The organism is Octadecabacter algicola (assembly GCF_021532625.1).
GTDB lineage: Bacteria > Pseudomonadota > Alphaproteobacteria > Rhodobacterales > Rhodobacteraceae > Octadecabacter > Octadecabacter algicola.
Genome location: NZ_JAKGAR010000004.1, coordinates 158,659 through 172,283 on the forward strand (window position 1 = coordinate 158,659; position 13,625 = coordinate 172,283).

At 53.6% G+C, this 13,625-nt stretch carries 12 protein-coding genes; 11 read left to right on the top strand and 1 reads right to left on the bottom strand.

The window, feature by feature from the left end:
• The first annotated feature begins 2 nt into the window (after positions 1–2).
• The 5 genes from L0666_RS15905 (at position 3) to L0666_RS15925 (ending at position 6,034) form a co-directional block, all read left to right on the top strand.
• Entirely contained in the window at positions 3–938 is a 936-nt protein-coding gene (locus tag L0666_RS15905; RefSeq protein WP_235262373.1) for an ABC transporter permease, read from the top strand.
• Positions 931–2,559, top strand: coding sequence for an ABC transporter ATP-binding protein (locus L0666_RS15910; RefSeq protein ID WP_235262374.1), 1,629 nt, complete (start codon positions 931–933; stop codon positions 2,557–2,559). Before L0666_RS15905 ends, L0666_RS15910 begins: the two co-directional genes overlap by 8 nt.
• A gap of 103 nt (positions 2,560–2,662) precedes the next feature.
• On the top strand, positions 2,663–3,703 hold the full coding sequence (locus L0666_RS15915; protein ID WP_235262375.1) for a DUF475 domain-containing protein: 1,041 nt from the start codon (positions 2,663–2,665) through the stop codon (positions 3,701–3,703).
• A gap of 50 nt (positions 3,704–3,753) precedes the next feature.
• The gene (locus tag L0666_RS15920; RefSeq protein ID WP_235262376.1) at positions 3,754–4,479 is read left to right on the top strand and encodes a ribonuclease activity regulator RraA; all 726 of its coding nucleotides are present in this window, start codon (positions 3,754–3,756) and stop codon (positions 4,477–4,479) included.
• A gap of 49 nt (positions 4,480–4,528) precedes the next feature.
• Positions 4,529–6,034, top strand: coding sequence for an aldehyde dehydrogenase (NADP(+)) (locus L0666_RS15925; RefSeq protein WP_235262377.1), 1,506 nt, complete (start codon positions 4,529–4,531; stop codon positions 6,032–6,034).
• Positions 6,035–6,163: 129 nt separating this feature from the next.
• Here L0666_RS15925 and L0666_RS15930 read toward each other — a convergent pair whose 3' ends face one another.
• A complete protein-coding gene (locus L0666_RS15930) occupies positions 6,164–6,622 on the bottom strand; it encodes a helix-turn-helix domain-containing protein (RefSeq protein WP_235262378.1) in 459 nt (152 codons plus the stop codon).
• A 155-nt stretch (positions 6,623–6,777) separates the two neighbouring features.
• Between L0666_RS15930 and L0666_RS15935 the strand changes: the two genes are divergently transcribed.
• From L0666_RS15935 to L0666_RS15960, 6 genes are all read left to right on the top strand, one after another.
• On the top strand, positions 6,778–7,464 hold the full coding sequence (locus L0666_RS15935) for a YqiJ family protein (RefSeq protein WP_235262379.1): 687 nt from the start codon (positions 6,778–6,780) through the stop codon (positions 7,462–7,464).
• A 47-nt stretch (positions 7,465–7,511) separates the two neighbouring features.
• Positions 7,512–9,194: a flotillin family protein gene (locus tag L0666_RS15940; protein WP_235262380.1), complete on the top strand. Its 1,683-nt coding sequence runs from the start codon at positions 7,512–7,514 to the stop codon at positions 9,192–9,194.
• Between the two features lie 233 nt (positions 9,195–9,427).
• Positions 9,428–10,429 (top strand): aldo/keto reductase, encoded by a 1,002-nt coding sequence (locus tag L0666_RS15945; RefSeq protein WP_235262381.1) that lies wholly within the window; start codon positions 9,428–9,430, stop codon positions 10,427–10,429.
• 302 nt (positions 10,430–10,731) lie between these two features.
• Positions 10,732–11,700 (top strand): NAD(P)-dependent oxidoreductase, encoded by a 969-nt coding sequence (locus L0666_RS15950; protein WP_235262382.1) that lies wholly within the window; start codon positions 10,732–10,734, stop codon positions 11,698–11,700.
• Between the two features lie 2 nt (positions 11,701–11,702).
• On the top strand, positions 11,703–12,446 hold the full coding sequence (locus L0666_RS15955; protein WP_235262383.1) for a class II aldolase and adducin N-terminal domain-containing protein: 744 nt from the start codon (positions 11,703–11,705) through the stop codon (positions 12,444–12,446).
• 29 nt (positions 12,447–12,475) lie between these two features.
• Positions 12,476–13,585, top strand: a complete 1,110-nt coding sequence (locus tag L0666_RS15960) for a TauD/TfdA family dioxygenase (RefSeq protein WP_235262384.1) — start codon at positions 12,476–12,478, stop codon at positions 13,583–13,585.
• Positions 13,586–13,625 lie beyond the last annotated feature (40 nt).

Here is a 13,625-nt window from a genome sequence, read left to right on the forward strand (position 1 = left end):
CAATGACCAATACCCAAGACCAAGATACAACCCTACCCGATGTCACCGAGGCACCCAATCCGGTGATCCGGACAATGCGAATGCTTTGGAATGATAAATTCGCGTTCGTTTCGGTTGTCTTTCTGTTGATCGTCTTGCTGTGCGCCATTGTTGGGCCCTTCCTATTGGAAGATGCCGCAACCAAACAAAACTTGCGGGGGCGTAACGCACCGCCGTTCGATTTCTCGACGGCTTGGCCCTATTGGCTTGGCGGTGATGCCTTGGGACGCCCCCTGCTTGCGCGGATCATCGTCGCGGCACAGAATACTATTTTCGTTGCCGCGGGCGCTGTCTTTTTCTCACTCCTGATCGGCACAACCTTGGGGCTGATAGCGGGCTACACGTCCAGAATTATCAGTCAGATCATTATGCGTTTGGCTGACATTATCATGTCTTTTCCGTCGCTTTTGCTCGCAGTGATCGTGCTGTTCATGTTGGACAGTTCAGTGTTCAACTTGGTGATCGTCTTGGCCATTACGCGGATACCTGTCTACTTGCGGACTGCACGTGCCGAAACCATGGAAGTACGCGAGCGCATGTTCGTGCAAGCCGCCAAAGTGATGGGGGCCTCGAATGGGCGCATCATCTTTCGCCACATCCTACCGGTCGTCTTTCCGACACTCATCACAATCGCAACGCTTGATTTTGCGTTTGTCATGCTCGCGGAATCTGCGTTGTCCTTTCTCGGTATCGGAATTCAACCGCCTGAAATCACATGGGGTTTGATGGTGTCACAGGGGCGGCCCTATCTGACTACGGCGTGGTGGCTGTCATTCTGGCCGGGACTTGCGATCATCCTAACTACGCTTTCGCTGAATCTCGTATCGAACTGGCTTCGGACTGCGCTCGACCCTGCCCAGCGCTGGCGTCTTGAAATCGTGAGGAAGAAAAATGGGTGAACGCCTTTTAGATGTCCGTAACCTATCGGTTGATTTCCATACAACCCATGGCACGGTTCATGCGGTACGCGATGTGAATTGGCATTTGGATCGCGGTGAAACCTTAGCCATCCTTGGCGAGTCCGGCTCAGGCAAATCCGTCTCGGCATCTGCGATCCTAAACTTAATAGATATGCCACCAGGTGAAATTACCTCAGGCGAAATCCTGTTTGAGGGGGCTGACCTTCTTACCATGCACGCTGAAGAGCGTCGAAAACTTAACGGCTGCCGCATCGCGATGATTTTTCAAGATCCACTAAGCCACTTGAACCCAGTCTACTCTGTTGGCTTCCAAATCGCCGAGACAATGACCGCACACGGTCAAAGCAAAGCCGGAACAAGAGCTAAAACCATAGAGCTGTTAGAACGCGTAGGTATCCCCAACGCCGAGACCAAGGTTGACGCCTACCCTCATCAATTCTCTGGTGGCCAACGCCAGCGCATAATGATCGCGATGGCCCTTGCGTTGAAACCGGACATCTTGATTGCCGATGAACCCACAACTGCGCTTGATGTGACAGTGCAGGCCCAAATTTTGACCTTGTTGGAGGAACTCCAACAAGAGACTGGTATGGGGCTTTTGTTGATCACCCATGACCTTGGTGTTGTTGCGGAAATCGCTGATCGGGTCGTTGTCATGAATTCCGGTGAGATTGTTGAAACAGGAAGCGCGAGCGATGTTTATCACAACCCTCAGCATCCCTACACAAAGCAGCTTATTGCGGCGATCCCGGGCAATGGCATTATGGCGCAGCAGTTGGATCAAACGGCGCCGATACTCCAAATCGAAAAACTTTCAAAGCATTACGGCGCTTTCGTTGCGTTGGATGAGGTCAGTTTGACGGTTTTGCCGGGGGAAACTGTGGCCGTCGTCGGCGAGTCCGGTTCCGGCAAGTCCACGTTGGCAAAGACGGTGCTGCGGCTGCAAGACGCCACCAGCGGCGAAGCGCTTTTTGAAGGTCGTGACCTCGTCCAAATGGACCGAAAAGACCTATTCAAAGTACGCCGCGACATTCAAATGGTGTTTCAAGATCCGACCCAATCGCTGAATCCGCGGATGTCGATCTATGACATCATTTCAGAGGCTTTTGTGATCCATCCTGAAATCCTCGACAAACAGCACTGGAAGGCGCGGGTCTGCGAACTTTTGCAACAGGTGGGATTGAAGCCAGATCATATGTATCGCCATCCCCACCAATTTTCCGGTGGCCAAAGACAACGTATCGCGATCGCACGAGCCTTGGCGTTAGAACCGAAACTGATCGTCTGCGACGAAGCCGTTTCCGCGTTGGATGTCTCTATCCAAGCGCAGGTAATGACGCTGTTAAAGCAGCTACAAGACGATTTGGGTATAAGTTACCTTTTCATCGCTCACGACTTGCTTTTGGTCCGTGACTTCGCCCATCGAGTGATCGTCATGCAGAACGGCAAAATCGTTGAACAGGGTCCGGTTGAGCAAATTTTCGACGCCCCTCGCGAAGCCTATACCCGCAATTTGATCGCTGCGAGTTTAAGCCCAGACCCCGAAATCCAAGCCACACGTCGCATCGCGCTGGATGAACTACAGGGGGCGAATCCATGACGCCCGAACACATCATTGTGCAGTCTCCGTTCACGCTCGGACCTCAGCACGCGCGCCTTTGTCTATCGGTCAACGGACCCATCCACATACAAAGGGGCCTCAAATGAAGTCGACACTTTCATACTTCCGCTGGCCGTTTTTGTTCACCGCCACTGGTTTGGCCTTGTCGTACTGGCTTGGATATCAAACGACCGGAACCGTTGCGGGCGCGCTATCGTTCTTTATGATCGGTTCTATTTTGGCGATCCTCGAAATTTCATTGAGTTTTGACAACGCAATCGTCAACGCTAACATTCTCAAGACAATGGAACCAAAGTGGCAACAACGGTTCCTGACTTGGGGTATTCTCATTGCGGTCTTTGGCATGCGGATCGTCTTTCCATTGCTCGTTGTTGTTGTCGCCGCCCACATCGGTCCGGTGGCCGCCGTTGTCCTTGCGGCGACCGACCCACAAGAATATGCGCGGATCATGGACGAGGCTCATATCGGGATCTCCGCATTTGGCGGGACGTTCCTGATGATGGTTGCCTTGACGTATTTTCTGGACCAATCAAAAGAGGTGGATTGGATCAAGCTGATTGAATCCCGCCTTAGGAAATGGGCGTCTATTCGCGGCCTTGAGATCGCTTTTGTTCTTTGCGCAGCGTTGCTGATGTCAGTGGTTCTTCCTGACGCTAAAAGTGCGACTTTCCTATTTGCTGCGATTTGTGGGCTGGTTACGTTCCTCGCGGTTGAGCTCTTGGCGCATTTCTTGGATGCCGAAAAGGAAACTAGAGCGGCGGCTGCCAAGGGTGGGTTTGGCGCCTTCCTTTACCTTGAAGTCCTCGACGCCAGCTTTTCCTTTGACGGCGTGATCGGGGCGTTCGCACTAACGAACAATCTTTTCCTGATCGCAATCGGCCTTGGCATCGGCGCGTTGTACGTCCGCTCAATGACAATCATGCTGGTTGAGCGGAACACCCTGTCGCAGTTTCGTTACCTTGAACACGGCGCGTTCTATTCTGTGTTGGCGCTGTCCATCATCATGTATGCGCAGTCGATCTGGCACGTGCACGAAGTCATCACCGGCTTGGCTGGTGCGGGGCTTATCGGGCTCTCTCTCTTTTCGTCCATCCGGCACAATAAATTGAGTGGCCAAGCATGACCAAACGCGCTTTCCCCCATAATCCTCATTCCGATACAGAAGGAAATTCGATGTCTGAACACCCCCTTTCTCTAGAAACTCTTGAACGGTTGAAAACAGTGTCTGTCGCCACGTTGGCGACCGCGCTTTATAAGCGTGGTCTGCGCAGTCAGGTCATTCAGGACGTGCACCCGCTGCAACGAAAAGGGAGAAACATGGTCGGCCCCGCATTCACGCTTCGGTACATGCCAGCCCGTGAAGACCGCAACCAACTGGTCGAGTTCCGCAATCCCAAACACCCGCAACGTCACGCGATTGAAACCTGCCCTCCGGGTCATGTCATGGTGATGGATAGCCGAAAAAGTGCAACGGCAGCCTCAGCAGGTGACATCTTAATCACTCGGTTGATGGTGCGCGGTGCAGCGGGTGTTGTGACCGACGGGGGGTTTCGGGACGCAATGAATATCGGCGAACTTGAAATGCCAAGTTATCACAACCGTCCATCCAGCCCGACAAACCTTACCACCAACGAAGCCATCGACATCAATGTGCCGATTGGCTGCGGTGACGCACCCGTATTTCCCGGTGATATTATCGTCGGTGACGATGACAGCGTGATCGTTATTCCCGCACATATGGCCGACGAAGTGGCCATCGAAGCCGTTGAAATGACCGCATTCGAAGATTTCGCGCTGAGTAAGGTGCAAGACGGCGCGACGATCACGGGCCTCTATCCTGCGACCAAAGAAGAAAACCTAAAAGAGTTCGACGAATGGCGCGCCAAGAACGGCCGTTAAGCCTTGAATTTCCATACCATCGCGACAACAACAAAAAGAGAACTCAACAATGAATTTCACGCCCCACGGAAAACACTTGATCGCTGGCGCTTGGGTTACTGGCGCGCAAACGTTTGCGTCTGAGCCTTCACATGGGCCAAGCCACGATTACTCTGTCGGAACGCCTGAGTTGGTCGACGCCGCCTGCACTGCAGCCGAGGAAGCCTTCTGGTCATACGGGTATTCGACCCGTCAGGAACGGGCTGAATTCCTGAACGCAATCGCCGATGAAATCGAAGCGCGTGCTGCCCAAATTACCGAAATCGGGACACAAGAAACCGGTTTACCGACAGCGCGCCTAGAAGGAGAGCGCGGCCGGACGACCGGCCAGCTGCGCCTCTTTGCGAGCCACATTCTGGCTGGAGATTACCTTGATCGGCGCCACGACCAAGCCCTGCCTGATCGCGCACCGCTGCCACGTCCCGACCTCAAAATGGTGCAACGTCCGATCGGGCCTGTCGCCGTCTTTGGGGCGTCCAACTTTCCACTCGCGTTCTCAACGGCGGGTGGGGACACCGCATCTGCGCTCGCTGCTGGATGTCCTGTCGTTGTCAAAGGGCATAGCGCCCATCCAGGAACGGCTGAGATTATTGCCGAAGCAATTCACGCAGCTATCGCGCGTTGTGGCGTTAATCCTGGTGTTTTTTCACTCATCCAAGGTGGCAAGCGGGACGTTGGAACGGCATTGGTCCAACATCCATTGATAAATGCAGTTGGCTTTACAGGCTCTCTAGGCGGTGGTCGCGCCCTGTTCGATCTATGTGCACAGCGCCCTATCCCAATTCCGTTCTTTGGCGAGCTCGGCTCAGTCAATCCAATGTTTTTGTTACCGGCTGCAGCTGCGAACCGCGGTCGCGAAATCGGAGCTGGATGGGCGGCATCGCTAACAATGGGGGCTGGGCAATTCTGTACAAACCCCGGCATTACGATTGTGATCGACAGCCCTGACGCTGATGTATTTGTGGAAGCCGCCACCGAGGGCCTTCAGGTCACGGCAGCACAAACGATGCTGACTGATGGTATAGCAGATGCATTTCGCCAAGGCCGCGATCGCATTTCGAGCGCGAAAGGCGTGACCGAATTGGTCACTTCGACGTGTGACATGCGAAATGCAACTCCTTATCTCTACGCCACCACAGGCGAAGAATGGCTTGCAAACGAAGAGCTCGGCGAAGAGGTGTTTGGCCCGCTTGGTTTGGTCGTCCGCGTGAAAGACCATGCAGAGATGATCCAGATTGCGAAGTCCCTGCAGGGGCAATTGACGTGCACACTTCATATGGATGGGGCGGATACGGCGCTTGCAAAAGACTTGATGCCGATGCTTGAACGCAAGGCCGGTCGCGTGTTGGCTAACGGTTTTCCGACTGGTGTCGAAGTCTGCGATTCTATGGTGCATGGCGGGCCATACCCTGCGTCTACCAATTTCGGAGCGACCTCTGTTGGAACCCTCTCGATCCGTAGGTTCGTGCGTCCAGTTTGCTTCCAGAATATGCCAGATGACCTGACGCCTGAATGAAATTGAAGCAAAACTTATTGAGGGGTTGAGCATTTTCAGCCCCTCAATAGTTCTAACCGCCACGCAGCACGGCCTATGCGGATTTTGTCTTGGTATTGCTCTAGCAGAGTGCCGCTTCAAATACTGGTGTTAGAGCCCCAAACTATTGCTGTCCCAGAAATCAGACGGCATGTCATGTACTTGCTGAGCCGCCGCGTCATCTAACCAGTCTTGCTGTTCATCTTTGGACCAATTCGCAAATTCAGGCTCCAGCTTGGCCAGTGCATGGGCTCGCAGCATAGCTTGCTTATGCTTCAACTGTTCTATCGGCGCATCAGGGACAATTGCATAAACGAATTTCCCACCCATGGCCTGCGCAATTTTTTCCATCTGCTTGAGGGAAACCGCCCCGTCTATCTCACTGCGCTCAGCTTGATAGACGGCATTTCGGCTTACGCCCTTGCGCCTGGCCACTTGTTCGGCAGACATGCCAAGCGCCAACCGCATCGTCGCTATCCACCCTTTTTCAGGTTTTTGAACATCGGCGAGCCTGTCGGCACTTCGATCTAAAATTCGGGCCAATCGTCGACGCTGTAAAAAGTCCGGCATATCGCATCCTTAGCACTTTTCCGTAACTCATTCACCCTATCCTTTAGTTAAAATCCACAGTTGTATCAATTTATTTAGGGTATATTTGAACTTTTTGCACATATATACCTAACATTTTTACAATTAATACCTATATAAATCTCGAAGGAGAGATAATGATCAATGTGTTTTTGGCGCCCGAAGCGCTACCGTTCTCAATTGCGCTCGCAGTCGTGGTTGGCCTGTTTGTTCTTGAAATTTTGGGTTCACTTCTGGGTGCAACTGTTTTGGGATTGGGTGGTGAAGGGCCCGATATCGACATCGATGCGGACTTTGATTTGTCCGCCGATATTGATATCGACGCTGCCGACTTGGATATGGATGTTGCAGCGGATATCGGCGATGCGCCGGCGACACCTGCGGGTCTTCTGGGCTGGCTCGGAGCGCGAGATGTGCCTTTTTTGATCTGGCTCGTATCCTTCCTGACATTGTTCGGCCTGTCGGGTCTGATTGTGCAATCTATCGCGACCAGCGCCATTGGGGTCCCACTGTTCACTTGGTTAGCTGTTGCAATCTCATTGGTGCCCGCAATCGCGGTCACGCGGATCATCGCGAATTGGGTCGCTCTGATCATGCCAAAGACAGAAACCAGCGCCATGCGCACTCGATTTCTGGGCGGTCATCGCGGCACCATTACCCAAGGCACCGCCATGCGTGGCAAACCTGCCGAAGTTAAGATCAAGGACCGCCATGGCAACATCCACTACCTGCGGGTGGAACCCCTAGACGACGACGGGGTCTTTCCAGAAGGCAGCGATGTCACCTTGATCCGAAAACGCGGTGACAAGTTTTTTGTCATCTAAGCGGGATGGCCCGCAAACATAATTCAAACCCTAATTAGGAGACCATAATGGAATTTACTGAAATTCTTATCATTGCCGGTGCGATCATCGGACTGCTTATTTTTATCGGCCTAATCATGGCTCGTCTTTACAAACGTGCTACGCGAGAAACCAGCTTGGTGAAAACAGGGTCAGGCGGCAAAAAGGTCATCATGGACGGGGGCACAATTGTCGTGCCGTTCCTCCATGAAATCGCAAAGGTTAACATGAAGACCCTGCGCCTTGAGGTGTCGCGTGTGAACGAGCAATCGCTGATCACCAAAGACCGGATGCGTGTTGATGTTGGCGTAGAATTCTACGTCTCGGTCAACGCCACTGAGGACGGGATTTCACGTGCTGCCCAGACCTTGGGTGACCGCACTTTCCACGTCGAGCAATTGCGCGAGATGATTGAGGGTAAGCTGATTGATGGTCTGCGTGCCGTTGCTGCTCAAATGACAATGGACGAGCTTCATGAAAATCGCGCGAGCTTTGTTCAAGAGGTGCAGAACGCTATCTCAGAGGACCTTTTGAAAAACGGGCTTGAGCTTGAAGCCGTGTCCCTCACGGCCCTCGATCAAACACCCTTCGAGCAGCTTGACGAAAACAACGCATTTAACGCGGTCGGTATGCAAAAGCTGGCAGCCGTCATCGCCACGTCCCGCAAAGAACGTGCTGAGATTACGGCGGAAGCGGATGTTGCAGTTGCCAAGTCGGAAATGGAAGCCGTGAAAAAGCGCTACGAGATTGACCGCGAACAAGAAGAGGCTTCGATCTCTCAGGTTCGTGAAATCAAGACTTTGCAGGCCAGCCAAGAAGCTGAGATTGCGCGCAATCAAGAAGCTTCGGATCAGGCCAAGGAACAGGCCCGCATTGAACGCGAACGTGCAGTCCGCGCATCCGAGATTGAGCGCGAACGCACAATCCGCGAAGCCGAGATCGCCAAAGAGCGTGAGCTTGAAGTGGCTGATCAAGAACGTCAGATCATCGTCGCACGCAAGTCTGAAGAAGAAAGCCAGGCCCGTGCATCGGCAGACAACGCCCGCGCAGAGGCAAAGAAAGCATCTGAGGCGATTGAAACGGCTCGCGCTGTTGCCGAAGCAGAGCGTCAAAAGCAAATCGCACTGATCGAGGCCCAGAAAGAAGCGGAACGTATGGCAACCGGTGTGCGTCTTGCGGCTGAAGCCGAGAAAGACGCGGCAAGCGACCGCGCTGCTGCCAAACTCGAAGAAGCGCAGGCGGATGCGAACGCGATGACCGTTCGTGCAGAGGCCAAAAAGACCGACCTGTTGGCGACAGCCGAGGGACAGACCGCGATTGCAAACTCCGAAAACGAGCTGAGCGCCGAAATCGTTGCGATGAAAGTCCGCCTTGCAAGCCTTGAGGCCATGCCAAAGATCATTGCGGAGATGGTGAAGCCCGCCGAGAAAATCGACTCGATCAAAATCCATCAGGTAACCGGTATGGGTCGTGGCATCGGCGAAGGGGGCGGCGACGGTTCAGGTGCGACGGGTACGCCAGTCAATCAAGCGCTGGACTCGGTCCTAGGAATGGCGCTCCAGATGCCTGCGATGCAAGCTCTTGGTAAGGAACTGGGTATCAGCCTTGAAAACGGCGTCGCCGGCGCGGCTAACGAAATGCTCGACGTAACCGAGCCTGAGGCCAAGCCCGCGCCAAAAGCGCAGGCTCCTGCTAAAGACACCCCAGCCTAAAGTCAGAAGAAGCCTTTGAAGAAGGTTCTGATTGTAAGAATGAAATATGGGTGGAGCCGCGAGCCCCACCCATATTATCTGCCTGCAACTCGGCCTCTCAATCAGCGTTTCACGAAAGGTACCGGACACGGCCTGAACACCTGTCGCCTCAACGACAAGATCCGCATCAAATAGTTGCTCACGAAGGTCCTCCCAGCTAATTGTTCTCATAAGGGAAAATAGGGGGGCAGATTATGCAAAGCAGGCAGCTTGGTCGCGACGGACCAATGATCCACCCGATTGGTTTCGGCGCTATGTCTTTCTCCGACTTTTACGGGGCGACCAACGAGCACGAAAGCCATGCGATCTTGGACATGGCACTGGACGTCGGCGTCACGCATCTCGACACGTCCAACGTATACGGCATGGGCCGGTCTGAAACGGTCATCGGCAGCTATCTAAAATCCAATCCGCATGCGCGCGATCACTTTTGCATCGCGACCAAGGGCGGAATTACGCGGAACCCAAACGGTCCCGGCAATATCTTCAACAATTCTCCTGAACATTTGCAAACCGAGCTCGACAACAGCTTGAAACGCTTAGGTGTTGAGGCGGTTGATCTTTATTACCTGCATCGTCGCGACGCGAATGTTCCTATCGAAGAGGTGACCGAGACGCTTGCCGCTCTCGTTAAATCAGGCAAAGCCAAGGCGATCGGTTTCTCCGAAATCGCGCCCACCACGCTACGCCGCGCCCATGCAGTACATCCAGTGGCCGCTGTGCAGTCAGAATACTCGCTTTCCACCCGGTCCCCCGAATTGGGCTTGTTGCAAACCTGCGCCGAACTTGGCGTTGCAACGGTTGCTTTCTCGCCGGTAGGTCGCTCATTGCTGACCGATGCTCCAATTAGCTTCGAGGCCGTGCAAGACCTCCCCTTCCTCAAAAACAATCCGCGCTTTATGACGCCCAATTACCACGCCAACCTCGCTGCCACAGCCTCGTTCCGGGGGCTGGCGGCCGACATGAATCTTTCGGCTGCGGGTTTGGCTATCGCATGGGTTCTTGCGCAGGGTGATCACGTTATCCCTATTCCGGGAACGCGCTCAATCGCGCATTTCGGCGAACTGTTACAAGCCGCCAATCGCGTTTTGACGCCTGATGACCTTCAGGCGATTGAGGCCACTTTACCAATTGGTTGGGCTCACGGTGACCGTTATTCTGCATCCCAATGGATCGGACCAGAGAAATACTGCTGAGTTCAAACTCCCAATATTGAACTAACAGCTGATTTTTTAAGCACCGATACAACTGCACAGATAAAACATCCGATGCCGGCACTCCCGGCCCGCAGCGGACGTTCGCGACCTTGTCGAAATACTGCGTCGCTGCCCGCCATAGTTCTTGCGTGGGTTTAGCAGTGAAAAGTTGCGCAGTGCTTTTGAGCAAGAAGGACCCTTAAATAATACAGCCCCAAAGCCCTTGAATTAATTGCTTTATGCCAAATTACCCATGGCTAAAAATCAAACGGAATGAAGCACCGGTTGAAAGATAGAACGATATGAGAATGGGATTTGTAGGGCTTGGCAATGTTGGCAGCAAGCTCGCGGGCAGTTTGTTGCGCAACGGGTTTGATCTTACCGTTTGTGATCTCAACCCCGAATTGGTGGCCGCTTTTGTCGCCAAGGGTGCAAAGGCCGCCGACAGTCCAGCGGCGCTTATGCAATCGTGCGACGCTGTCATCACCTGTTTGCCATCCCCACAAGCCTGCGCAGCCGTCGTCGAGGCAATGTTACCCCATGTTGACGAGACGAAAATCTGGATGGAAATGTCCACGACTGAAGTCTCAGAAGTGAAACGCCTTGCCGCGCTCGTAACGGAAAAAGGGGGCTCAGCAATCGAATGCCCTGTTTCAGGCGGGTGCCATCGCGCCGATACGGGCAACATCTCGATTTTTGCGGGCTGCGATCGCGCCACGTTTGAACGGATGCTGCCAACTCTGACGACGCTGGGTCGGCGGGTTCTGCATACCGGTGAAATCGGCTCGGCCTCAACGCTTAAGGTGATGACGAATTACTTGGCGACTGCCAATTTGCTGACATGTTGCGAAGCGCTTGTAACCATGAAGGCCGCGGGCATTGATCTGAACACGACCTATGAGGCTATGAAAATCAGCTCAGGAACATCCTTCGTTCATGAAACCGAAAGCCAGCTGATCTTGAATGGATCACGCGACGTTTCCTTTACGATGGACCTTGTGAAAAAGGACATTGGTTTATTTCAAAGCTTGGCCGCGGCTGCAGATGTGCCGCTTGAGATCAGCCCGCTGCTGGTTGAGATCTTTGATGACGGAATTGCCAAGTACGGCGAACGTGAGCTGTCCCCCAACATCATCCGCCGCCTCGAAGACGCCACAGGCCTACAGATCACAGCCCCCGGCTTTCCGACAGAGCTGGTAGACGACGAACCAGAGGAGGCTGGATACGAGGTAATTCCGACTGGCTTGTCGAAACCCGTTTTGGCCAGCTAACGATGAGCGGCGCGAACATGGATCACTGGCCCGAACGGACCGACCTTGCAGCGACCTTTCAATGGGCTGCGCGTCTGAACATGCACGAAGGGGTCGCAAATCATTTCAGCCTCGCGGTTGACGAGGACGGCACGCAATTTTTGATCAACCCCAATCAAGTGCATTTTTCGAACATCCGTGCTTCTGATTTGCTACTGTTGGATGCCAATGACCCAGATGTGTTATCCGGCCCCAATGCGCCTGATCCCACGGCATGGGGTCTGCATGCGTCGATACACCGGCAGTGCCCACATGCACGATGCCTAATGCACACCCACTCGATCTGGGCGACCGTCCTGGCCTGTCTGGAGGACAGCACCCTCCTTCCGATCGATCAGAATACGGCGACCTTCTTTAATCGCTACGTTGTCGATGACGCCTTTGGCGGACTCGCTTTCGAGGACGAAGGCATCCGCTGCGCTAAAATGCTGTCTGACCCTGCCAAGAAGGTCATGGTGATGGGCAACCACGGTGTTCTTGTTGTGGGGGCTTCGGTCGCGGATACATTCAACCGGCTCTATTATTTTGAACGTGCGGCTGAAACATATGTCCGCGCGCTGCAGACCGGTCAAAAATTGCGTGTCCTATCCGATGACATCGCGGAAAAAACGGCGCGCGAACTTGATGATTACCCCGGGCAGGCCGACGCGCATCTGCGGGAAATACGTATGCGTCTTGATGCAGAAAATAACATCTACGCCCAATAACCTACACCCCTTCAGAAAAGACGATTGATATGACACAGATAGAGTTTGATCTTCAGGAATGCGGCGCGGTGATCCAGCTTTCGAACGGCCCAAAGTATTTCAACTATTACTGGCTGCGTGATGCGAGTAACTCGAATATTGACCCACAAACCCGCGAACGGATTTTTGATGTTTCGCAATTGTCCCAAGCCCCCAAAGCAAAGTCGCTTGCTCTGCGAGAGGGCGCAGTGATCATTGATTGGGAAGCGGAAGACACCACAAGCGAAATTTCCCTTCAGCTTCTCGAGGACATTGCCACCAAAGGTCGACCAACTGACATCGCGGACCTGCCGCGTCACGTTTGGTACAGTGACCACCTCGCTCATATTCCGCGTGTCTCACAAGCTGATGTTATCGATTCTGCGGCAGGTCGCGTGGCACTCACACGGGCGTTGATCGAAGGCGGTATTGCCATTGTCACGGACATGGACCCGTCAGAGGAAAGCCTGCCCAATCTGGTCGAAGCAATCGGCCCTGTCACCCCGTCTGGCGAAGGCCTGTTTTTCAATGTCCGTGTTGAGATCAACCCAACCAATCTGGCGTTCACCGCAGGTCCGTTGGAAATGCACACGGACCTTCCTGGTGAAGAAGCTGCTCCCGGCGTTCAATTTTTGCACTGTATCGAAAACACCGTAGATGGCGGCGCGTCCTTGTTCTTGGATGGTATTGCTGTGGCGATGGCGTTGAAAGACGAAGACCCCGATGCGTTTGATCTGCTTGCGACACACAAAATTCCGTTCTTTTATCGCCACGACACCATTGATTACCAATCTCATCAGCGGGTCATCGAAACAGATCAAAACGGCAATGTGACGGGCGTAACGATTTCCCAGCACTTGCAGGATACGATGGACCTCCCGCAAGAGCTGCTGGACACTTATTACCCCGCCTTCATCAAGTTCATCCGCATGATGCAAGACGACCGCTTTGTTATGAAATTCCGATCAGAGCCAGGAAATTGCATTGTCTTTGACAATCATCGCATCGTGCATGGCCGCGAAGGCTATGTCGCTGAAAGCGGAAGCCGCCATTTACGCGGATGCTATACCGACCGTGCCGCGATGCGCAGTACCTATAGGATCGCGTCTAAAGGGCTGTGATCAAAGCTGCCCTTGATAGAACAACGGCGCGGAGACTTCC